The organism is Chitinophaga ginsengisoli (assembly GCF_003014595.1).
Taxonomy (GTDB): Bacteria; Bacteroidota; Bacteroidia; order Chitinophagales; family Chitinophagaceae; genus Chitinophaga; species Chitinophaga ginsengisoli.
On record NZ_PYGK01000010.1, the window covers coordinates 40,276 to 59,407 of the forward strand.

The window sequence follows — 19,132 nt, forward strand, 5'->3', positions numbered from 1 at the left end:
TTTAATTTACTAGTTATGTATTAATTGATTATCCCTGGCGTTGTTTAAAACGGGGATTCTTTTTGTTGATCACCAACAATTTACCCTTCCTGCGCACAATCTTGCAATCTGCACTTCTTTTTTTTATGGAAGCTCTTACCCTCATAAGTTATAAGTTATAAGTCTGTATTGTTATTTATATCTGAATATTATTCTGCCTCTGCTTAAATCGTATGGACTCATCTCAACCCCTACTTTGTCACCAGGCAGGATGCGGATATAGTGCATTCTCATCTTTCCAGAAATGGTAGCCAAAATCTCATGCCCGTTCTCTAACTTAACTCGGAACATAGCGTTAGACAAGGCTTCTAGTATTATTCCATCCTGTTTAATGAGTGCCTGTTTTGCCATAAAAATTTTTAGGACTGCAAAGATAGCGAAATCTTAAGAAAAAGAAAAATTAATAAAATAAACGTGAATAATTAATTGTGGATAATCGCTTAAATTCACCCTTACTCATTAATTATCAATAATTTGAGTTCAATGCTGGATTATTCTTTTCTGCCTCCTCTATCCCCTTAAAAGACGAAAGTATATCAGGTTTCCCCTTCATAACAGCCACATTATGCTCGAAATGAACGGATGGTTTCTCATCCCGGGTGATCACCGTCCAACCGTCTTCCATATACTCTACCTCTTTTACGCCCAGGTTCACCATAGGTTCTATCGCGATCACCAGCCCTTCTTTCATGATCGGGCCACTTCCCCGCTTACCGTAATTAGGTACCTGGGGATCTTCATGGAGGCTACGGCCCAGACCATGCCCGACCAGTTCCCGTACCACACCATAACCGCGTTGCTTCTCTGTATGCTCCTGGATGGCGTGTGCAATGTCCCCAATACGGTTACCCGCCACGGCCTTTTCGATGCCTTTATAGAGGGCCTCTTTCGTAGCCTTCATCAGTTGCAGTACCTCAGGTTTCACGTCGCCAATAGCAAATGTATAAGCACTATCGCCATGATATCCGTTCAACAGTACACCCACATCCACACTCACGATATCTCCGTCCTGCAATACGTAGGCATTCGGAATGCCATGCACTACCTCTGCATTCACAGAAATACAACAACTCTTCGGGAATCCCCTGTAATTCTTGAAAGACGGTACTGCCCCATTCGCCACGATGAATTTCTCCACAATCTCGTCAATATCAAGTGTCGACATCCCCGGTTTGAGATGCCTGGCAACTTCTTCTAATGTCGCGCTCACCAATAATGCGCTTTTGCGCATTAGCTCAATTTCTTCCTTAGTTTTATAATGCACCATATCAAAAAACGGGTTAGGAAAGTTCAGCTTTGAAAATGTTGTAGCACATTGTCTCAATAAAGATCGTAGCCACATATACACAACGTCTGCTTGCACTTGCCTCAGATTCGTAATGCTCTTTACTTAAAAGATGAAGCCACGCAAGCATAAGCCCAGCAGATCGAACTCTGTTGGTCTTATGCTTCTGTGGCTTTTATACCAGGTAGCCTGGATTAATCAGACGTTAGCCGGAGCTGTTCTTCCTTTAATCCGACCTGTGCTCATGAGTCCATCGTAATGGCGCATCAGCAGCTGGCTTTCTATTTGCTGGAGCGTATCCAGGATAACGCCCACCATGATCAGTAAGGATGTACCTCCAAAGAAGGTAGCGAAGTTGCTGTTGATATTCACAGCTGCAGCTACACCAGGCAGGATACCCACCAACGCCAGGAAGAAAGCACCTGGCAGTGTGATACGGTCCATTACAGCGCCGATATAGTCAGCAGTAGCTTTACCAGGTTTAACGCCCGGAACGAAACCATTGTTACGTTTCATCTCATCCGCCATAGAGGTCGGATTGAATATCAATGCAGTATAGAAGTAAGTAAACACTATTACCAGTACAGCATAGATCAGGTTGTACCAGCCATTAGTGTGATCACTGAAAATACGGATAAATCCAGAACCGCTGTCTGTAGCAAAACCGATCGCTGTAGCCGGGATGAACATGATCGCCTGGGCAAAGATGATAGGCATTACACCTGCAGCATTTACCTTCAGCGGGATGAACTGGCGTACACCTCCGAATTGTTTGTTACCAACTATACGTTTCGCATAGTTTACAGGGATCTTACGGGTACCTTGTACCAGCAGGATCAGACCGATAGTGATCAGTACGAACACTGCCAGCTCGATCAGGAACAGCATCGGACCACCGTTGCTCTGGGCATTCCTGGAGGAGAACTCCTGGATAATAGCCTGTGGCAGACGGGCGAGGATACCAACCATGATTATAATAGACGTACCGTTACCGATACCTTTATCTGTAATTTTTTCTCCCAACCACATTACAAACAGGGTGCCTGCTGTAAGTACGATGGTAGTGGTCAGCCAGAAGAAGGCCGCACCATATTCAGGAATAATAGAACCTGCAGATTGCTGTTTCAGGAAGGCAACATATGCGCTTGCCTGGAAACCGGTTACTATCACTGTCAGTACACGGGTATACTGATTAATCTTTTTCCTACCGCTTTCACCTTCTTTCTGGAGTTTCTGAAAATAAGGCACGGCAATTGTAAGCAGTTGTATGGCTATGGATGCAGAGATATAGGGCATTATGCCAAGAGCAAAAATCGAGGCCCTGGAGAATGAACCTCCAGCAAACATATTGAACAGTCCCAGGATACCTTTCTCTGACTTGTTGGCAAACTCTCCCATACCCAAACTGTTGGCATCAATACCGGGTAACGCGATATAGGATCCTACACGATAGATGAGGACAAGAAGCAATGTGGTGAGAATGCGGTTACGCAAATCCTCGATGCTCCAGATATTCTTAATCGTTTCGATAAATTTCTTCACAGGAAGATGAATGTTTAATATTCAAAATTTCATCCCGCCGCAGGCGAGACCAAATTCCGAACCTGCATTAGCTGCTATCCAGTAACTCTGGCCGGGATTTGTGTTGTTTTCTCTGGTTTGATAAAATGTGAAAAGACGCACTACTCCGTAGGCGTCTCCTCAGTCGTGAAATCTTATACCAGCTCTACCGTTCCACCCGCTGCTTCTATCAGCTGCTTGGCTTTTTCGCTGATCGCATTCACTTTTGCGGTTACTTTAGCCTTCAGTTCTCCCTGACCCAGGATTTTCACTTTCGCGGTCCTGTTGATTAAACCATTCATGTACAGGTTTTCCAGAGAGAAGTCCTGCAGACCATATTTTTCAACCAGGTGATCGATCTGACCGATGTTAAATACCTGGTATTCAGTTGGATTTAAGCTCTTAAAACCACGCTTTGGCATACGACGCTGAATTGGCATCTGACCACCTTCGTGACCTCTTTTGCTCTGATAACCAGCACGTGACTGACCACCTTTATTACCTTTTGTGGAAGTACCACCTTTACCGGATGCTTCACCACGACCAAGGCGCTTCTCTTTATGTACGGAACCCTTCGCAGGTTGTAACGTATGCAGATTCATTTTCTAATTTTTTTTACTTACGCGGAAATTAACCGCTCGCTTTAAATGTAAAATGTTTATTCGTAAATCTCCGAATATAAATGTAGGATTATTTCCCGGGTAATAAAATTTATTACGCCTGTTCTCCTTCAACTTTTACCAGGTGATTCACTTTACGCACCATACCCAGGATCTGGGGGGTAGCTTCCACTTCTACAGTGGCGTGCATTTTTTTCAGTCCCAGTGCCTTCAGGGTGAGCTTCTGGCGTTCAGGACGGTCTATACCACTTTTTACTTGAGTGATCTTGATCTTTGCCATTGTTATTTGAATTGCCACTTTACAATTGCCAGGAACAGAATACCTGTCCTGCTAACTGGATAGTGTTATTATCCGTTAAATACTTTCTTCAGCGATACGCTTCTGGTTTTTGCTATCTGGATCGGCTCACGCAGGAGACCTAATGCCTTGAATGTAGCCTTTACCACGTTGTGCGGGTTAGCAGAACCCAGAGATTTAGCCAGAACGTCGGTGATACCTGCGCTTTCCAGTACGGCACGCATTGAACCTCCGGCGATCACACCAGTACCATGAGCAGCTGGTTTGATAAGTACTTTAGCAGCACCTTCTTTAGCCAACTGGTCGTGAGGAATAGTACCATGCATTACCGGAACCTTGATCAGGTTCTTCTTAGCATCGTCGATACCTTTGGTGATAGCTTCCTGCACTTCTTTAGCCTTACCCAGACCGTGTCCTACTACACCGTGCTCGTTACCTACTACTACCAGGGCAGAAAAACTGAAAGTACGTCCGCCTTTGGTGGTTTTAGTAACACGGTTGATAGCCACTACCTTCTCTTTCAGCTCCAGGTCACCGGCCTTTACTCTATTAAATGTATTCTTTGCCATTTTTTTATTTGCGAATTACGATTTAATCAATTTCGATATTAGAATTGGAGGCCAGCTTCTCTGGCACCATCAGCTACGCTCTTTACGCGACCATGATACAGATAACCACCGCGGTCAAATATACAGGTTTCAATACCTAATGATTTTGCCTTGGTAGCCAGTGCAGCACCTACGAGTTTGGATTTCTCGCTCTTGGTACCTTTCTGTGCCTTGATATCTTTATCACGGGAAGAAGCAGCAGCCAGAGTCACACCATTGGTATCATCTATCAATTGCACGTAAATATCGCTATTGCTGCGAAATACAGATAATCTCGGCTTCTGTGCAACACCCACAACCTTTTTACGAATGCGGTAGCGGATCTTCTGTCTCCTATTAACTTTTGTACTCATTTCTCTTTCATTTTTATTCATTCCGATACTGCCGGAATGGTGTTGAATTAGCTAATTGACGATCACCGCCAATTAGCTAATTAAAAATTATTTACCTGCAGACTTACCTGCTTTCTTACGAACCACTTCATCACTGTAGCGAACACCTTTACCTTTGTAAGGCTCTGGTTTACGCAGGCTACGGATTTTAGCAGCTACCTGACCTAACAGCTGGTTGTCAATACCTTCCAGCATGATCTTAGGGTTAGCACCTTTTTCAGTCAGGGTAGATACTTTCAGTTCTTTAGGGATCTCAACAACGATGTTGTGAGAGTATCCTAAAGACAGGTCCAGTAACTGACCGTTGTGAGCAGCTTTGTAACCCACACCCACCAGTTCAAGTTGTTTCTTGAAACCATCTGTAACACCTGTCACCATGTTGGCGATCAGCGCGCGGTACAGACCATGCAGTGCACGGTGACGGATCTGGTCGGTAGGACGTACTACTGTCAGCACACCATCCTTCACTTCTATCTTAATATCCCTGTCGATGTTCCTTTTCAGTTCACCTTTTGGGCCTTTTACAGTCAGCTCATTAGCAGCGGAAACAGTTGCTGTTACACCGCTGGCCAATTTGATAGGACTTTTACCTATACGAGACATAATTGCAGTTTTTACTGTTATGTTTGGATTCAGGACTCTTCCGTGTTCAGCGCCGTATAGAAAGCTTAATTGTCAGAAGGTCCATTTGCTTCTCCCCAGTTGCTGATAGCTGCCGGTATACCAGTCAGCGCCACCAACGGGGCATATATATATTAATAAACGTAGCAAACGATCTCGCCACCTACATTCTGTAATTTGGCTTCTTTATCGGTCATTACGCCTTTGGAAGTAGAGATAATGGCAACACCTAAACCATTCTTGATACGTTTGAAATCAGCTGGTTTAGAATATTGACGTAAACCCGGACGGCTGATGCGCTGCAGATCAGTGATCGCAGGTACTTTGGTCTGTGGGTCATACTTCAGAGCTATCTTGATGAGGCCCTGTTTAGTATCTTCTTCAAATTTGTACTTCAGGATGTAACCTTTGTCGTACAGTATCTCGGTGATACGTTTCTTCAGTTTAGAGGCAGGAATTTCCACAATCCTGTGGTTGGCCATTTGCGCGTTCCGGATTCTGGTCAGGAAGTCTGCTATTGGATCAGTAACCATTGTTCTTAAAATTTAAAAACGATTTTACAATGCGATATCCAATCAGTAATAGATAGGAAAATCAAATAACTTTTGCCGGTTTCTCCGGAAGGACTGCTCTGCAGTGCATTCGGGATCTGGTGTTGGCTTACCAGCTAGCTTTTCTTACGCCAGGGATTTTACCAGCCAGGGCCAGGTCACGGAACATGTTACGACACATACCGAAATGACGCATATAACCTTTTGGACGGCCGGAAAGCTGACACCTGTTGTGCAGGCGAACAGGAGATGCATTTCTTGGAAGTAAGTCCAGTGCAGCGTAGTTACCTTCTGCTTTCAGGGCAGCACGCTTTTCTGCAAACTTCTCAACCAGTGCAGCTCTCTTTCTCTCACGGGCTTTTACGGATTCTCTTGCCATGTTAAGTTTATGATTCCAGTTATAAATTCCAAATTCCAAACCCTGTCAGGGATTGGAATTTGCTATCAGATATTATTGATTATTATCCTTTCTGATATTCTTGAACGGCATACCCAGTTCTTTCAGCAGCTCGTAAGCTTCTTCGTTGGTTGTAGCCGTAGTAACGAAAGTGATATCCATACCGGAGATCTTTGTTACTTTATCGATATCGATCTCAGGGAAGATGATCTGCTCAGTGATACCCAGGGTATAGTTACCGCGGCCATCGAAAGCTTTCTCATTCACACCTTTAAAGTCACGTACACGTGGCAGGGAAACTGCGATCAGACGATCCAGGAAGTCGTACATATTGTTACCACGCAGTGTTACGCGGGCACCAATTGGCATGTTCTTCCTCAGTTTAAAGTTAGAGATATCTTTTTTGGACATAGTAGCGATCGCTTTCTGACCAGAGATACGGGTCATCTCGTCAACAGCAATATCTACCAGCTTTTTATCTCCAACAGCACCATTGATACCCTGGTTCAGACAGATCTTTACCAGACGTGGCACCTGCATTACGCTCTTGTAATTAAATTTCTTATGCAGCGTACTAACCACTTCGTTGCGGTATTTAGTCTGCAGTCTGGGTGTATATGTAGTGTTTGCCATTATTTAATTACCTCCCCTGATTTTTTAGCTATACGAACTAATTTACCATTATCACGCTGCCTGCTTACTTTGGTAGGTTTACCAGCCTTAGCGTCCCATAACATTACGTTAGAAATAGCGATAGGAGCCTCCTGCTTAACGATACCACCTTTTGTGTTCTGTGCAGTAGGTTTGGTATGTTTGGTGATGATGTTCACACCTTCTACCAGAACGCGTGCCTTGTCAGGAATCACTTCCAGCACCTTGCGGGGTTTGGTCCTGTCCTTGTCATCACCGGCAATCACCACTACCGTGTCGCCTTTCTTAATGTTGAACTTAGGCTTGAATCTCGTTTTCATTATTTGTTTATTTAAAACGCCAAGCGAAACACCCGTTCCGCTTGATTAATATTGTCGTTTTTGAAACGGGCTGCAAAGATATGCTTTTAAGCTGAAAGCACAAAGCCTAAAGGTCTGTAACTTTTGGCTTTATGCTTTCAACTCTTATAATGCTTTGATTTACAGCACCTCGGGAGCCAGAGAGATAATCTTCATGTATCCCTTATCGCGCAGCTCACGGGCAACCGGACCGAAAATACGGGTACCGCGTGGCTCGTCAGAGTTGTTCAGCAATACAACGGCATTATCGTCAAAACGGATATAAGATCCGTCTTTACGGCGCAGCTTGTTTTTAGTTCTTACGATAACAGCTTTGGTTACCATACCTTTCTTTACGCCACCACCTGGGATTGCATCCTTTACAGTCACTACGATCTTATCGCCCACTTTAGCGTAATCCTGGCCTGAGTTGCCTAATACCCTAATACACAGCACCTCTTTGGCACCGCTGTTATCAGCCACATTCAGCCTTGATTCTTGTTGTATCATCTTATGAGATTTGTAAGTTGTTTTATCAGCGGCTCAACCCGGGAATGCCGGAAGGAGCTTGAAACAAATAATTATTTTACTTTTTCGATAACTTCTACCAGTCTCCAGCATTTGTTTTTGCTCAGAGGACGAACTTCCATTATTCTAACGGTATCGCCGATGCTGCACTCGTTTTTCTCGTCGTGCGCCATGAACTTGGTAGTTTTCTTAACGAACTTACCATAGATAGGGTGCTTCACCTTACGCTCAACGCTTACAGTGATAGTTTTATCCATCTTATTGCTGGATACCACACCAGTCCTGGTTTTTCTTAATTTTCTTTCGATCATTGTTGAAAGTATTTACTCTATAACCCTTCCATTTGCATAGCAGGATTAATGAATTTTATTATTTAGGCTTGTGCGCCCAGTTCTCTTTTGCGCAGCTCGGTTTTCAGCTGTGCGATCTGACGCCTGAGAGCACGGATGCTCATTGGATTCTCTATCGGCGTAATTGCGTGACTGAATGTAATTTTCTTCAGGCGTAGTTGCTCCTCAGAGATTTTCTCTCTCAGGTCCTGGTCGCTTAAACCTTTCAGATCCAGCTTATCTTTTGCCATTGTTTTATAAAATTTCTGGTTTATCGTTTATAGTTATCTCTTATAGCGTTTGCATTCCTGCGGGTTGCCGGATTATGCAACGTAATCGGGACGCACTACAAATTTCACTTTAATCGGCAGTTTCTGTGCAGCCAGCTCCATTGCTTCTTTAGCTACCTGTAAAGGAACACCATCCGCTTCAAATAAGATACGGCCTGGTTTCACTACTGCAGCCCAATGGTCAGGAGCACCCTTACCTTTACCCATCCTCACTTCCAGTGGTTTGGCGGTAATAGATTTATCCGGGAATATACGGATCCACACGTTACCTTCACGTTTCATATGCCTGGTCAGAGCAACCCTGGCAGCTTCAATCTGCCTATCGGTGATCCACTTAGGTTCTAATGCTTTCAGACCGAAACTACCAAAGGAAATAGCCGCGCCACGCTTAGCGTTACCTTTGATGCGGCCTTTATGCATCTTCCTGTGTTTCGTTCTCTTTGGCTGTAACATCTTGGTATTAGTTAATTGTTAATGTTAATTGTTAAGTAAGCTTATCTGCGGCCACCACCACGATTGTCACCACCTCTTCTGTCGCCACCGCCGCGGTTGTCACCGCCTCTTCTATCACCACGGTTATCGCCACCTCTTCTTTCGCCACCACCTGGACGGCCTTCACCATCTTTGGCAGAAATAGCGTTCGGATTCAGATCGCGCTCGCCCAGTACTTCTCCTTTACAGATCCATACCTTGATACCGATTTTACCATATACAGTCAGTGCGAACAGAGAAGCATAATCAATGTCCATACGGAAAGTGTGCAAAGGTACACGACCCTGCTTCATTTCTTCTGAACGCGCAATTTCAGCACCACCTAAACGGCCACCTACTTTAATCTTGATACCTTCAGCTCCCATTCTCAGCGCAGTAGCGATAGCCATTTTAATCGCACGTTTATAGTTGATACGGCTTTCGATCTGCTTAGCGATGGTTTCAGCAACGATGTTTGCGTCTATTTCAGGACGACGGATCTCCAGAATGTTGATCTGTACGTCTTCTTTTCCTGTCAGTTTCTTCAGCTCTTCCTTGATGCGGTCAACCTCTCCACCACCTTTACCTATGATGATACCAGGTTTAGATGTATGAATGGTGATGATCAGTTTACCTAAAGTTCTTTCTATCACTACTCTGGAAATGCCACCTTTGTTGATACGGGCATTCAGGTAAGTTCTGATCTTGTTATCCTCGATCAGTTTGGTAGCAAAATCTTTTTTACCACCATACCAATTGGAGTCCCATCCTCTGATGATACCTAACCTGTTACCAATAGGATTTGTTTTCTGACCCATGTTCTGGTTTATTTGTCTATTAGATAAATAGTTTTAGTTTCTTTTATTTTGCTTCCACTGCAGGACGGCTGTCAACAACGATTGTTACGTGGTTGCTTCTCTTGCGAACACGATAACCTCTACCCTGTGGTGCCGGACGCATTCTTTTCAGAATACGGCCACCATCAACGAAGATGGTCTTTACCTGCAGATTAGCATCTTCTACTCTTGTTCCTTCGTTCTTCACCTTCCAGTTAGCAACGGCAGACAACAGCAGCTTTTCCAAAGGAACGCTGGGATGCTTAGGATGGAATTTCAAAATATTCAGAGCTTTTTCTACATCCAGACCACGGATCAGGTCAGCCAGCAAACGCATTTTGCGGGTAGATGTAGGATTATTGTTAAGCTTAGCTACTGCTTCCATTTTCTATTATAATTTGTGATTTGAGGTTCGAAGTTTGGGTTTAGAGGTGAATCAAAAACCTCAAACTTTAAACTTCAAACGATTTACTACATTTTCTTGTTAGCGTGTCCTTTAAAGTTGCGGGTAGGTGCAAATTCGCCCAGTTTATGACCAACCATGAACTCGGTCACGTATACAGGGATGAATTTGTTGCCATTGTGTACCGCAAATGTGTGGCCTACAAAATCAGGCGTGATAGTAGAACGACGGCTCCAGGTCTTGATAACAGTACGCTTGGTGCCTTCATTCATTTTCTCAACTTTCTGCTCTAATTTCTGGTCAACGTAAGGACCTTTTTTTATGGAACGACCCATGTCTTGTTGTTTTTATTCCTGATCCGCTTTACCAGTTCCGCTTTCGCGTTCTCTGCGTCAGCGGAACTGTTAAGGCGTTAAGTTTTATAATTTCTTACCGTTTTTCCTGCTGATGATCAGTTTATCAGAGCTCTTATGCGGCTTCCTGGTTTTCAGACCTTTCGCATATTTACCTGTTCTGGATCTTGGGTGACCACCGGAAGATTTACCTTCACCACCACCCATCGGGTGATCCACTGGGTTCATCGCCACACCACGGTTGCGAGGCTTGATACCTCTCCAACGGTTAGCACCTGCTTTACCGATGGACTGCAGCGCGTGATCTGAGTTGGAAACAGTACCTACGGTTGCAGCACAAGTGATCAACACTTTACGCAATTCACCAGAAGGCATTTTCAGAACGGCATACTTTTCTTCCTTGTTGGACAGCTGAGCATAGGTACCGGCGCTTCTTGCGATTGCACCACCTCTGCCAGGCTGTAATTCGATATTGTGAACAACAGTACCCAGTGGCATGTTCTTCAGCACCAGCGCGTTACCAACTTCCGGAGCTGCATTAGGACCGCTTGTTACGGTAGCACCTACCTGCAGACCCTGAGGAGCCAGGATGTAACGTTTTTCACCATCTGCATAGTTCAGCAGTGCGATGAATGCGCTACGGTTCGGATCGTATTCGATAGTCTTTACTGTAGCTGGAATATCGTGTTTATCACGTTTGAAATCTATGATACGATAGTGTTGTTTGTGACCACCACCAATGTAGCGCATAGATCTTCTACCCTGTACGTTTCTACCGCCGGATTTCTTAACAGGCTCCAGCAGGCTTTTTTCAGGGGTATCCGTGGTCAGCTCGGCGTACGCGTTGCCTATTTTCCAACGGGTACCGGCTGTCATCGGTTTGTATTTCTTCAGTGCCATGATCTAGTGTCGTGTTTAACTAGTTTCTATTATAAAAAGTGATCTGCATATACATCCATCATCCTGCTGCGTAGCAGGAATGAGCACTATATGTTAGCATACAGATCTATAGTTTCTCCTTGAGCCAGTGTAACAACCGCCTTTTTGTAAGATGGTTTTTTACCAGCGATGAAGCCAGCCTTGGTAAAGCGCTGTTTAGCCTTACCTGGCATTACGGCAGTGTTCACTTCAGCTACGGTTACACCGTAAAATTCTTCCACTGCTTTTTTGATCTCCAGTTTGTTGGATTTTTTATCCACGATGAAGTAGTAGCGGTTGAATTTATCAGTGGCTTTGTTCACCTTTTCACTTACCACCGGCTTGATTAAAACGTCTGAAAGTTTCATCTTTTATAGCTTTGAGTTGCGGTTGCCCGCAAGCTGTGTTTTTGTAATATTAATTAAGCTTCTACCGGCTCTTCAGTGAAGATCTTCGCAGCACTCTCCGTGAGGATGATAAAGTTGCTGTTCATGATATCATAAGTATTGATATCGCTCAGCATTACGCTATCCACGGTTGGAATGTTCCTCAGAGACAGGTAAACATTATCATTGTACTCAGGCAGTACGAATAAAGTCTTACGGCCAGATACATTTACTTTCAGATTAGCCAGGATACCTGCAAACTGTTTAGTCTTAGGTGCATCCAGGTTCAGATCTTCCAGTACGATAATGCTGTTTTCTTTAGCCTTGGTAGACAGGGCAGAGATCTTAGCCAGATCTTTCACCTTTCTGTTCAGCTTAATATCATATCTGTGTGGTTTAGGACCGAAAATGGTACCACCACCCTTATACAGTGGGTTACGGATGTTACCTTTACGGGAACCACCAGTACCTTTTTGTTTGTGCAGTTTGCGGGAAGCACCCTTCACTTCAGCTCTGGTCTTAACCTTGTGAGTACCCTGACGCTGAGCGGCCAGATACTGTTTTACTGCCAGGTAAATAACGTGGTTGTTAGGCTCCACACCGAAAATTTCCTCAGGAAGCTCAATAGTCCTGCCGGTTTTCTTACCTTCTTTATTTAAAATGTCAACTTGCATGTTACTTCTGGATTAAAACGATTGAACCATTGTGGCCGGGAACGGAACCACTTACCAGGATATAATTCTTTTCAGGGAATATCTTCAGGATCTTCAGACCTTTCACTTTCACCTGTTCGTTACCGGTCTGACCAGCCATACGCATACCCTTGAAAACGCGGGAAGGATAAGAGGAACCACCCACAGAACCAGGAGCCCTGCTTCTGTCGTGCTGACCGTGTGTAGCTTCACCCACACCGGAGAATCCATGGCGCTTTACAACACCCTGGAAACCTTTACCTTTTGAAGTACCTACTACTTCAATAGTTTCTCCTTCTGCAAATATTTCGGTGGTAATGGTCTCACCAAGAGCTTTTTGTACATCCGGGTTGCGGAACTCTTTTACAAATCTTTTAGGGGAGGTGCTTGCTTTCGCGAAGTGATTAAGTTCAGCTTTGGGAGTGTTCTTTTCTTTCTTCTCACCAAATGAAACTTGAATAGCGTTGTACCCATCAGTTTCTACTGTCTTTACCTGAGTTACAACGCAAGGACCGGCTTCGATGATGGTAACAGCAGTCTGCTTACCATTCGGTTCGAAGATGCTGGTCATGCCGATCTTTTTACCAATAATACCTTTCATTATTATATATATTTTACCCAGCGCCTGGGGGTGGATCTTGCTATCCCCAGGATGGGCGGTTTAAATGCTTTATTGGGCGGCCACCCAGAAGGCATGGCCTATATTTACTTGAGTGTTGTTATCCGACCGGCAAAGGTGATTCAGTACCTCTGCCAGAAAACAACCAGTCATATTAAATCAAATCAGGCAGACCTTTCGCCTACCTGCCGATGTCCTACGCTTTGATTTCCACTTCCACACCGGAAGGCAAATCAAGTTTACTCAACGCGTCAACTGTCCTTGAAGAAGAAGTGTAGATATCCAACAGACGCTTGTGCGTGCACAGCTGGAATTGCTCACGTGCCTTCTTGTTAACGTGCGGTGAACGCAGCACCGTGAAAATTTTCTTTTCGGTTGGTAAAGGAATTGGACCTGTTACCACAGCGCCCGTGTTACGCACGGTTTTAACGATCTTCTCAGCAGATTTATCTACCAGATTATGATCGTAGGACTTCAGCTTGATTCTAATTCTCTGAGACATATGCAATGAACTTCTTCTTGTTTTTACCCTTACAATTTGGGAGGGCAAAGGTAATCCGTTTTTTTCTACTTCACAAATAATTTGTGGAAAAATAAATAAGGAGTTGTGAATACCAGACCGGGACAGCCCTTCATATTACACAAAGAAGATATAGCGAGGAACAGCAAAATACTGTTTTTCAATTAAATACCAAAAAAATGCTTGCTCAGGCCGTCATCGATAAAAAATCCGCCCTCTCCTGCCTGTCTTCCGTCTTTCCCATTAAAAAAACAGGCCTCCGGTGATCCGGTGGCCTGTCCTGTCTGGGAATGCAATAAGCAATATTTTTCAACCTGTCAAACCTCAGAGGGGTAAATTCCCCAACAAAGAATTCAGCAAGCCGAAAACTAAAGCCAATAACTGGTTTAATAAATCCATAGTTGCGAAGGTTTTCCATAAGGTTATGCCTACTCTTTTCTTGGTTTTCGGCAATCCCAAATGCAGACCACTTACTGGAGCATGCGGCTAAGATAAGCGCATGCCTGGAAATAACGGCCATTCATTTCATTCATTATCAGTCAATTCTGACCAGATTAAGAGTGAACAGAAAATGAACAGACTAAAGAATAATGAACAGAAGTAGTGAGAAACACCCTATTCAAAAAAGAGCTCCCCCAACCGGGGAGCTCTGAATAAATTCGGAATCGTTGAGCCTAGTGGCCGCTGAACTAATTCCTAGGGAACAAGGAAACCCGCTCTTACAGGCCGCCTAATAAAGAATTCAGGAACGCAATAATCGTTGCCAGTAACTGATTTAACAGATCCATTGTCTTAGGTTTTTCTGTCGGTTAATACCTACTCTGTTCTTGGTTTTCGGTAATCCCAAAGGAGATGATCATCTGATCCCGGCGCGAATTTAAAGGCTGATCATAAAATAAAAACATTCATTCTCATTCACCTTCAGTCAGTTATACCATTCTATTCAGTTTATACTGATAACTAAATAGAACAGCTCCTTTATGTCACCTCCCCCGCTACCGGCTCATCCTCTGCCAAAAAAATAGCCCCGGCAATTGCCAGGGCTTAAAGCATTTAGAACAAAGGCTGCGAAGTTTACACAGCGCGTAAGATCGTTTTCACAAATCCGAGAATTGCAGCGAGAATAGTGGATGTCATAACGGGTGGATTTAAGAGGGTAACATGCCTACTCTATATGGTTTTCGGCGAATCCCAGTTCGCAGTAGTATCATCCCCCTACGAACATAATAAAGATAAACTGCAATCAGCATTCAGATCTCATTCATTTCCGTTCATTATCAGGCAGTTCATTCAAACCGTTCAAATAACAGACTGGCCCGCCACGCCCCTTTCACTCACCTTATTTCTCCTTCTCCTCACGAATGATCGCCCGCGCCCGTGCCGTCGGCAGGAAAATCTGGAAACCTAACCCCAGATTCAACTGGTGAGACGTAGTCGAATTTCCCCCACCTATAATCACATCATACTTCACCAACGCATCCAATGCCACATTAGGCGTGATAAAATAAGATAAACCAGGCCCGATGCCCAATTGCACTCCATTGGTAGAAGCCCCATTGGCAGGATTACTACCACCAAACCCTACATTGGCCTCTCCAAAGAAACGTACCCGCTTCGAAAACTCCAGCTTGCGTACATTCGCATCACGAAAGTAATAACGTGCCAATGCCCCAACAGCATAATTCACGTTCGTACCATTGCCACCAGTGGTCTCAAGACCAAAATTCACATAAGCACCTAATGCAAGATCGTCCTCGATGAAATAAGCTAGTTTAGGGTTCAGATCGAAATGGAAAATCGTACTTTCTTTCTGAAAATTGAAGCCCAGGTCAGTAATATCAGACCCTACCATGAGGTTACCTTTTTGCGTCTGCGCAACTGCTGTACTGCCAAAGCATACCGCAGTGAACGCCAGGGTTAATAGACGAAACTTTTTCATATTCTGAATTTTAATTTGATAAATAGCTGCCTTCTTTTGATGCCCACTACAGGGAAGCTTTGAAATCATTACGACGTGACTCTTAATAACTTATTAAGATAAGTGGGATATGAAGGGGTTACCAAATTTAATGCCATGTAACACCTTCCGGCAGCAAAATCCGTTGAAAATGAACACAATAGAGAGTGCACAAACAAAATATGCAACAAAACAGCTACTGATATATAAGATAACGCCGTACACAGGCAAGAAATAATGCCCATTAACGGGCATCAATGGCTACAATATTTTAAGTTACAAGGAGGCTGGATCAAGCCCTGCTAATGCTTCCTGCAGGCTAATACCGGGGTTTTAAGGGGACTTCTATATAACGAAGAAGGGATGCCTCGCGGCACCCCTTCTTACTATAACTCTGATATGAATCTGCTAAATTAGTCAGCGTTCACTTTACCTTTCACTTTTGCGATTTCCTCTTCAGCGATGCTGTTTGGAGCAGGTGAATAGTGAGAGAACTCCATGATGGAAGTTGCACGACCAGATGACATTGAACGCAGCTGAGTTACATAACCGAACATTTCTTTCAGTGGCACTTTAGCTTTGATCACCTGTACACCATTTCTCATTTCCATACCTTCCAGCATACCACGACGACGGTTCAGGTCACCTGTTACGTCACCCATGTACTGGTCAGGAGTCTGTACTTCTACTTTCATGATTGGCTCCAGCAGAACTGGTTTAGCTTTACGGCCAGCCTCACGGAAAGCAGCTCTTGCACACAACTCGAAAGATACTGCATCGGAATCCACCTGGTGGAAGGAACCGTCAAACAGACGAACTTTCAGGTTATCCAGCGGATAGCCAGCCAATACACCCTGGTTCATTGCACTTTCGAAACCTTTCTGTACAGGAGGAACGAACTCTTTCGGAATGGAACCACCGAAGATATCGTTGATGAACTGGAAAGTCTTACCGTCGTTCTCTTTCATCCATTCTGGATCAGCAGGTCCGATCTCAACCTGGATATCAGCAAATTTACCACGACCACCAGTCTGTTTCTTGTACACTTCACGGTGCTCAACTTTAGCAGTGAATGCTTCTTTGAACGCAACCTGAGGTGCACCCTGGTTAACTTCTACCTTGAACTCTCGACGCATACGGTCAACGATGATTTCCAGGTGAAGCTCACCCATACCGCTCAATACGGTCTGGCCGGTTTCTTCGTCAGTTTTTGCTTTCAGAGTAGGATCTTCCTCTACCAGTTTCGCGATAGCCATACCCATTTTGTCCATATCCGCCTGAGTTTTGGGCTCGATAGCGATGTGGATCACCGGCTCTGGGAAAGTCATAGACTCCAGAACGATCGGGTTGTCTTCGTTACACAGGGTATCACCTGTCTTGATATCTTTAAAACCTACAGCAGCTCCGATATCACCAGCTTCGATGAAATCGATAGGGTTCTGCTTGTTGGCGTGCATCTGCATGATACGGCTGATACGCTCGTTCTTACCAGTACGGGTGTTCAGTACATAAGAACCTGCATCCAGGTGACCGGAATAAGCCCGGAAGAACGCCAGACGACCTACGAAAGGATCGGTCATGATCTTGAACGCCAGCGCAGAGAATGGTTCTTTTGCATCTGGTTTACGCTCGATCTCAGCACCAGTGTCAGGGTTGGTACCTTTTACTGCTTCGATATCCAGTGGAGAAGGCAGGTAACGGCAAACCGCATCCAGCATCTTCTGAACACCTTTGTTCTTGAAGGAAGAACCACACAGCATTGGAATGATAGCGATATCGATAGTTGCCTTACGGATAGCTTCGTGGATCTCAGCTTCAGAAATTGAATTTGGATCTTCGAAGAATTTCTCCATCAGGGTGTCGTCGTATTCAGCAACAGCTTCTACCAGTTTAGCCCTCCACTCTTCTGCCTCATCTTTCATGTCAGCAGGGATCTCAACTTCCTGGTAAGTAGCACCTTTACCTTCTTCGTCCCAGATAATACCTTTCATGGTGATCAGGTCAACCACACCTTTGAAAGTATCTTCAGCACCGATAGGGAGCATCAGGGGAACAGGGTTTGCACCCAGCATTTCCTTCACCTGTTTTACCACGTTCAGGAAGTCAGCACCCGCACGGTCCATTTTGTTAACGAAACCGATACGTGGTACACGGTAACGGTTAGCCTGGCGCCAAACGGTTTCAGACTGTGGCTCTACACCAGATACGGCGCAGAACAATGCTACCAGACCATCCAGTACACGCAGGGAACGCTCTACCTCTACAGTAAAGTCCACGTGACCCGGGGTGTCAATGATGTTGAATTTGTACTCTTTTGTATCTGGCTGAAGCTTTCCCTGGGTTGTTGGGAATTTCCAGAAACAGGTAGTAGCAGCAGATGTAATGGTAATACCTCTCTCCTGCTCCTGTGCCATCCAGTCCATGGTGGCAGCACCTTCGTGCACCTCCCCAATCTTGTGGGATTTACCTGTATAGTACAGGATACGCTCTGTGGTAGTGGTTTTACCCGCATCGATGTGCGCCGCAATACCAAAGTTTCTTTGAAATTTTAAGTCTGCCATAATATTAAAATGACTGTATTACTAATGCAATTTGGGGGGCAAAGGTAAATGATTTTTACCAATAAATAAAACCTGGCAACTTGCCAGATAGATATTTAAGAATTCCTTTACAGAAGGGGATTTGCCCCATGATTAACCGCGCAAAGTTACACTAATTTCATGAGCTGACCCAGTCAGCCTATCTCCCTGAAAACCAATTGTCCAATTTCCTCTACCGGTTTTAACAATAATTCCGCCACCCAATAATTACCTATTGCCTTTTTTTCTCCTTTAAAACATATTTGTATATGATCTGTTAATGTCCTACCTCCCATACCCCCAAAACTCATTGTGTGTCATTGTAATGCCGGGATGCTGTTACCGTTGTCATTAATTCACCCTATAATATATTTTCATATGCGGACTATCTACAAACGACTCCTGTTGTTGTGTCTTGCCGCTGGTGGCTTTCCCGCTGCCCGGGCGCAGCTTATACTCAACAGGCAGGTGAACGCCAGTACCGGAGGAGGAGGCTCTTCCGGTGATTATTTCTTCCAGTACACCATCGGCGAAGTAACCGTCAGCTCTCTTCAGAAAGGGCCACTGCTCCTGACCCAGGGCTTCCATCAACCGGAAGAGCTTCCCCCGGTTCCGGCTGGTACTGAAGTTGTTCTCAACATGCTCCTCTACCCCAACCCCGTATCCACCACCCTGAAGATCCAGTTTGACCTGCTGTCAAATAATGCCGTGTCTCTGCTCATTGTCAACAGTGGCGGCCAGCTCGTACACCAGGAAGCCCGTACCTACGGCGCAGGCAGGATACTCCTCACATTGCCAGTCACCCGCTTTGCCGCAGGCATTTATACCGTCATCCTGAAAGCTGGCGGATATATGTACCAGGAAAAGCTGGTGATACAATAACCTCTCAAA

At 44.6% G+C, this 19,132-nt stretch carries 28 protein-coding genes; 1 reads left to right on the forward strand and 27 read right to left on the reverse strand.

Annotated features, from left to right (window positions below):
• Window positions 1-28: 28 nt before the first annotated feature.
• From rpmJ to fusA, 27 genes are all read right to left on the reverse strand, one after another.
• Window positions 29-145, reverse strand: a complete 117-nt coding sequence (gene rpmJ / locus CLV42_RS21845) for a 50S ribosomal protein L36 (RefSeq protein WP_012789310.1) — start codon at window positions 143-145, stop codon at window positions 29-31.
• A 26-nt stretch (window positions 146-171) separates the two neighbouring features.
• Window positions 172-390 (reverse strand): translation initiation factor IF-1, encoded by a 219-nt coding sequence (infA, locus tag CLV42_RS21850; protein WP_012789309.1) that lies wholly within the window; start codon window positions 388-390, stop codon window positions 172-174.
• A 115-nt stretch (window positions 391-505) separates the two neighbouring features.
• Window positions 506-1,306, reverse strand: coding sequence for a type I methionyl aminopeptidase (gene map / locus CLV42_RS21855; protein WP_106604067.1), 801 nt, complete (start codon window positions 1,304-1,306; stop codon window positions 506-508).
• A gap of 216 nt (window positions 1,307-1,522) precedes the next feature.
• Complete coding sequence (gene secY / locus CLV42_RS21860; RefSeq protein WP_106604068.1) at window positions 1,523-2,866, reverse strand: preprotein translocase subunit SecY; 1,344 nt, start codon at window positions 2,864-2,866, stop codon at window positions 1,523-1,525.
• A gap of 173 nt (window positions 2,867-3,039) precedes the next feature.
• On the reverse strand, window positions 3,040-3,486 hold the full coding sequence (rplO, locus tag CLV42_RS21865; RefSeq protein WP_089835246.1) for a 50S ribosomal protein L15: 447 nt from the start codon (window positions 3,484-3,486) through the stop codon (window positions 3,040-3,042).
• A 112-nt stretch (window positions 3,487-3,598) separates the two neighbouring features.
• On the reverse strand, window positions 3,599-3,784 hold the full coding sequence (rpmD, locus tag CLV42_RS21870) for a 50S ribosomal protein L30 (RefSeq protein ID WP_106604069.1): 186 nt from the start codon (window positions 3,782-3,784) through the stop codon (window positions 3,599-3,601).
• A 68-nt stretch (window positions 3,785-3,852) separates the two neighbouring features.
• A complete protein-coding gene (rpsE, locus tag CLV42_RS21875) occupies window positions 3,853-4,371 on the reverse strand; it encodes a 30S ribosomal protein S5 (RefSeq protein ID WP_106604070.1) in 519 nt (172 codons plus the stop codon).
• A 38-nt stretch (window positions 4,372-4,409) separates the two neighbouring features.
• The gene (rplR, locus tag CLV42_RS21880) at window positions 4,410-4,763 is read right to left on the reverse strand and encodes a 50S ribosomal protein L18 (protein ID WP_089835441.1); all 354 of its coding nucleotides are present in this window, start codon (window positions 4,761-4,763) and stop codon (window positions 4,410-4,412) included.
• An 87-nt stretch (window positions 4,764-4,850) separates the two neighbouring features.
• The gene (gene rplF, locus CLV42_RS21885) at window positions 4,851-5,405 is read right to left on the reverse strand and encodes a 50S ribosomal protein L6 (protein ID WP_106604071.1); all 555 of its coding nucleotides are present in this window, start codon (window positions 5,403-5,405) and stop codon (window positions 4,851-4,853) included.
• A 152-nt stretch (window positions 5,406-5,557) separates the two neighbouring features.
• Complete coding sequence (rpsH, locus tag CLV42_RS21890; RefSeq protein ID WP_106604072.1) at window positions 5,558-5,956, reverse strand: 30S ribosomal protein S8; 399 nt, start codon at window positions 5,954-5,956, stop codon at window positions 5,558-5,560.
• A gap of 127 nt (window positions 5,957-6,083) precedes the next feature.
• Window positions 6,084-6,353, reverse strand: coding sequence for a 30S ribosomal protein S14 (gene rpsN / locus CLV42_RS21895; RefSeq protein WP_106604073.1), 270 nt, complete (start codon window positions 6,351-6,353; stop codon window positions 6,084-6,086).
• A 72-nt stretch (window positions 6,354-6,425) separates the two neighbouring features.
• Window positions 6,426-7,004, reverse strand: coding sequence for a 50S ribosomal protein L5 (rplE, locus tag CLV42_RS21900; RefSeq protein WP_106604074.1), 579 nt, complete (start codon window positions 7,002-7,004; stop codon window positions 6,426-6,428).
• Window positions 7,004-7,342 (reverse strand): 50S ribosomal protein L24, encoded by a 339-nt coding sequence (rplX, locus tag CLV42_RS21905; protein WP_106604075.1) that lies wholly within the window; start codon window positions 7,340-7,342, stop codon window positions 7,004-7,006. Before rplX ends, rplE begins: the two co-directional genes overlap by 1 nt.
• A gap of 159 nt (window positions 7,343-7,501) precedes the next feature.
• A complete protein-coding gene (rplN, locus tag CLV42_RS21910) occupies window positions 7,502-7,870 on the reverse strand; it encodes a 50S ribosomal protein L14 (protein ID WP_012789297.1) in 369 nt (122 codons plus the stop codon).
• Between the two features lie 71 nt (window positions 7,871-7,941).
• On the reverse strand, window positions 7,942-8,199 hold the full coding sequence (gene rpsQ, locus CLV42_RS21915) for a 30S ribosomal protein S17 (protein ID WP_176842403.1): 258 nt from the start codon (window positions 8,197-8,199) through the stop codon (window positions 7,942-7,944).
• 62 nt (window positions 8,200-8,261) lie between these two features.
• Window positions 8,262-8,468 (reverse strand): 50S ribosomal protein L29, encoded by a 207-nt coding sequence (gene rpmC / locus CLV42_RS21920; protein WP_106604076.1) that lies wholly within the window; start codon window positions 8,466-8,468, stop codon window positions 8,262-8,264.
• A gap of 72 nt (window positions 8,469-8,540) precedes the next feature.
• Window positions 8,541-8,960 carry a 50S ribosomal protein L16 gene (gene rplP, locus CLV42_RS21925; RefSeq protein ID WP_012789294.1) on the reverse strand — a complete coding sequence of 140 codons (420 nt, stop codon included), beginning with the start codon at window positions 8,958-8,960 and terminating at the stop codon, window positions 8,541-8,543.
• A 41-nt stretch (window positions 8,961-9,001) separates the two neighbouring features.
• Entirely contained in the window at window positions 9,002-9,796 is a 795-nt protein-coding gene (rpsC, locus tag CLV42_RS21930) for a 30S ribosomal protein S3 (RefSeq protein ID WP_106604077.1), read from the reverse strand.
• Between the two features lie 43 nt (window positions 9,797-9,839).
• On the reverse strand, window positions 9,840-10,199 hold the full coding sequence (gene rplV / locus CLV42_RS21935; protein WP_089835257.1) for a 50S ribosomal protein L22: 360 nt from the start codon (window positions 10,197-10,199) through the stop codon (window positions 9,840-9,842).
• 86 nt (window positions 10,200-10,285) lie between these two features.
• The gene (gene rpsS, locus CLV42_RS21940; protein ID WP_089835258.1) at window positions 10,286-10,552 is read right to left on the reverse strand and encodes a 30S ribosomal protein S19; all 267 of its coding nucleotides are present in this window, start codon (window positions 10,550-10,552) and stop codon (window positions 10,286-10,288) included.
• An 84-nt stretch (window positions 10,553-10,636) separates the two neighbouring features.
• Window positions 10,637-11,470 (reverse strand): 50S ribosomal protein L2, encoded by an 834-nt coding sequence (rplB, locus tag CLV42_RS21945; protein ID WP_089835259.1) that lies wholly within the window; start codon window positions 11,468-11,470, stop codon window positions 10,637-10,639.
• Between the two features lie 86 nt (window positions 11,471-11,556).
• Window positions 11,557-11,856, reverse strand: coding sequence for a 50S ribosomal protein L23 (gene rplW, locus CLV42_RS21950; protein ID WP_089835260.1), 300 nt, complete (start codon window positions 11,854-11,856; stop codon window positions 11,557-11,559).
• A gap of 53 nt (window positions 11,857-11,909) precedes the next feature.
• Entirely contained in the window at window positions 11,910-12,548 is a 639-nt protein-coding gene (rplD, locus tag CLV42_RS21955; protein WP_106604078.1) for a 50S ribosomal protein L4, read from the reverse strand.
• A 1-nt stretch (window position 12,549) separates the two neighbouring features.
• Window positions 12,550-13,167, reverse strand: coding sequence for a 50S ribosomal protein L3 (rplC, locus tag CLV42_RS21960; RefSeq protein WP_089835262.1), 618 nt, complete (start codon window positions 13,165-13,167; stop codon window positions 12,550-12,552).
• A gap of 214 nt (window positions 13,168-13,381) precedes the next feature.
• On the reverse strand, window positions 13,382-13,687 hold the full coding sequence (gene rpsJ / locus CLV42_RS21965; protein WP_012789286.1) for a 30S ribosomal protein S10: 306 nt from the start codon (window positions 13,685-13,687) through the stop codon (window positions 13,382-13,384).
• 1,357 nt (window positions 13,688-15,044) lie between these two features.
• On the reverse strand, window positions 15,045-15,644 hold the full coding sequence (locus tag CLV42_RS21975) for a porin family protein (RefSeq protein WP_106604080.1): 600 nt from the start codon (window positions 15,642-15,644) through the stop codon (window positions 15,045-15,047).
• Between the two features lie 431 nt (window positions 15,645-16,075).
• Window positions 16,076-18,223, reverse strand: coding sequence for an elongation factor G (gene fusA, locus CLV42_RS21980; RefSeq protein ID WP_211303508.1), 2,148 nt, complete (start codon window positions 18,221-18,223; stop codon window positions 16,076-16,078).
• Window positions 18,224-18,619: 396 nt separating this feature from the next.
• On the opposite strand from fusA, the gene CLV42_RS21985 reads away from it, so the two are divergent.
• Entirely contained in the window at window positions 18,620-19,123 is a 504-nt protein-coding gene (locus CLV42_RS21985) for a T9SS type A sorting domain-containing protein (protein ID WP_170117602.1), read from the forward strand.
• Window positions 19,124-19,132: the final 9 nt, after the last annotated feature.

Excerpts from the sequence above, each read along its gene's own strand:
- rpmD (WP_106604069.1), bottom strand. The coding sequence starts at position 3,784 with ATGGCAAAGATCAAGATCACTCAAGTAAAAAGTGGTATAGACCGTCCT.
- rplP (WP_012789294.1), bottom strand. The coding sequence starts at position 8,960 with ATGTTACAGCCAAAGAGAACGAAACACAGGAAGATGCATAAAGGCCGC.
- rplW (WP_089835260.1), bottom strand. The coding sequence starts at position 11,856 with ATGAAACTTTCAGACGTTTTAATCAAGCCGGTGGTAAGTGAAAAGGTG.
- rplE (WP_106604074.1), bottom strand. The coding sequence starts at position 7,004 with ATGGCAAACACTACATATACACCCAGACTGCAGACTAAATACCGCAAC.
- rplB (WP_089835259.1), bottom strand. The coding sequence starts at position 11,470 with ATGGCACTGAAGAAATACAAACCGATGACAGCCGGTACCCGTTGGAAA.
- rpsN (WP_106604073.1), bottom strand. The coding sequence starts at position 6,353 with ATGGCAAGAGAATCCGTAAAAGCCCGTGAGAGAAAGAGAGCTGCACTG.
- rpsQ (WP_176842403.1), bottom strand. The coding sequence starts at position 8,199 with ATGATCGAAAGAAAATTAAGAAAAACCAGGACTGGTGTGGTATCCAGC.
- rplR (WP_089835441.1), bottom strand. The coding sequence starts at position 4,763 with ATGAGTACAAAAGTTAATAGGAGACAGAAGATCCGCTACCGCATTCGT.
- fusA (WP_211303508.1), bottom strand. The coding sequence starts at position 18,223 with ATGGCAGACTTAAAATTTCAAAGAAACTTTGGTATTGCGGCGCACATC.
- rpsE (WP_106604070.1), bottom strand. The coding sequence starts at position 4,371 with ATGGCAAAGAATACATTTAATAGAGTAAAGGCCGGTGACCTGGAGCTG.
- rplD (WP_106604078.1), bottom strand. The coding sequence starts at position 12,548 with ATGCAAGTTGACATTTTAAATAAAGAAGGTAAGAAAACCGGCAGGACT.
- CLV42_RS21975 (WP_106604080.1), bottom strand. The coding sequence starts at position 15,644 with ATGAAAAAGTTTCGTCTATTAACCCTGGCGTTCACTGCGGTATGCTTT.
- rplF (WP_106604071.1), bottom strand. The coding sequence starts at position 5,405 with ATGTCTCGTATAGGTAAAAGTCCTATCAAATTGGCCAGCGGTGTAACA.
- infA (WP_012789309.1), bottom strand. The coding sequence starts at position 390 with ATGGCAAAACAGGCACTCATTAAACAGGATGGAATAATACTAGAAGCC.
- rplN (WP_012789297.1), bottom strand. The coding sequence starts at position 7,870 with ATGATACAACAAGAATCAAGGCTGAATGTGGCTGATAACAGCGGTGCC.
- rpmC (WP_106604076.1), bottom strand. The coding sequence starts at position 8,468 with ATGGCAAAAGATAAGCTGGATCTGAAAGGTTTAAGCGACCAGGACCTG.
- rpsC (WP_106604077.1), bottom strand. The coding sequence starts at position 9,796 with ATGGGTCAGAAAACAAATCCTATTGGTAACAGGTTAGGTATCATCAGA.
- rpsJ (WP_012789286.1), bottom strand. The coding sequence starts at position 13,687 with ATGTCTCAGAGAATTAGAATCAAGCTGAAGTCCTACGATCATAATCTG.
- rpsH (WP_106604072.1), bottom strand. The coding sequence starts at position 5,956 with ATGGTTACTGATCCAATAGCAGACTTCCTGACCAGAATCCGGAACGCG.
- CLV42_RS21985 (WP_170117602.1), top strand. The coding sequence starts at position 18,620 with ATGCGGACTATCTACAAACGACTCCTGTTGTTGTGTCTTGCCGCTGGT.
- rpsS (WP_089835258.1), bottom strand. The coding sequence starts at position 10,552 with ATGGGTCGTTCCATAAAAAAAGGTCCTTACGTTGACCAGAAATTAGAG.
- rpmJ (WP_012789310.1), bottom strand. The coding sequence starts at position 145 with ATGAGGGTAAGAGCTTCCATAAAAAAAAGAAGTGCAGATTGCAAGATT.
- rplX (WP_106604075.1), bottom strand. The coding sequence starts at position 7,342 with ATGAAAACGAGATTCAAGCCTAAGTTCAACATTAAGAAAGGCGACACG.
- rplC (WP_089835262.1), bottom strand. The coding sequence starts at position 13,167 with ATGAAAGGTATTATTGGTAAAAAGATCGGCATGACCAGCATCTTCGAA.
- rplO (WP_089835246.1), bottom strand. The coding sequence starts at position 3,486 with ATGAATCTGCATACGTTACAACCTGCGAAGGGTTCCGTACATAAAGAG.
- map (WP_106604067.1), bottom strand. The coding sequence starts at position 1,306 with ATGGTGCATTATAAAACTAAGGAAGAAATTGAGCTAATGCGCAAAAGC.
- rplV (WP_089835257.1), bottom strand. The coding sequence starts at position 10,199 with ATGGAAGCAGTAGCTAAGCTTAACAATAATCCTACATCTACCCGCAAA.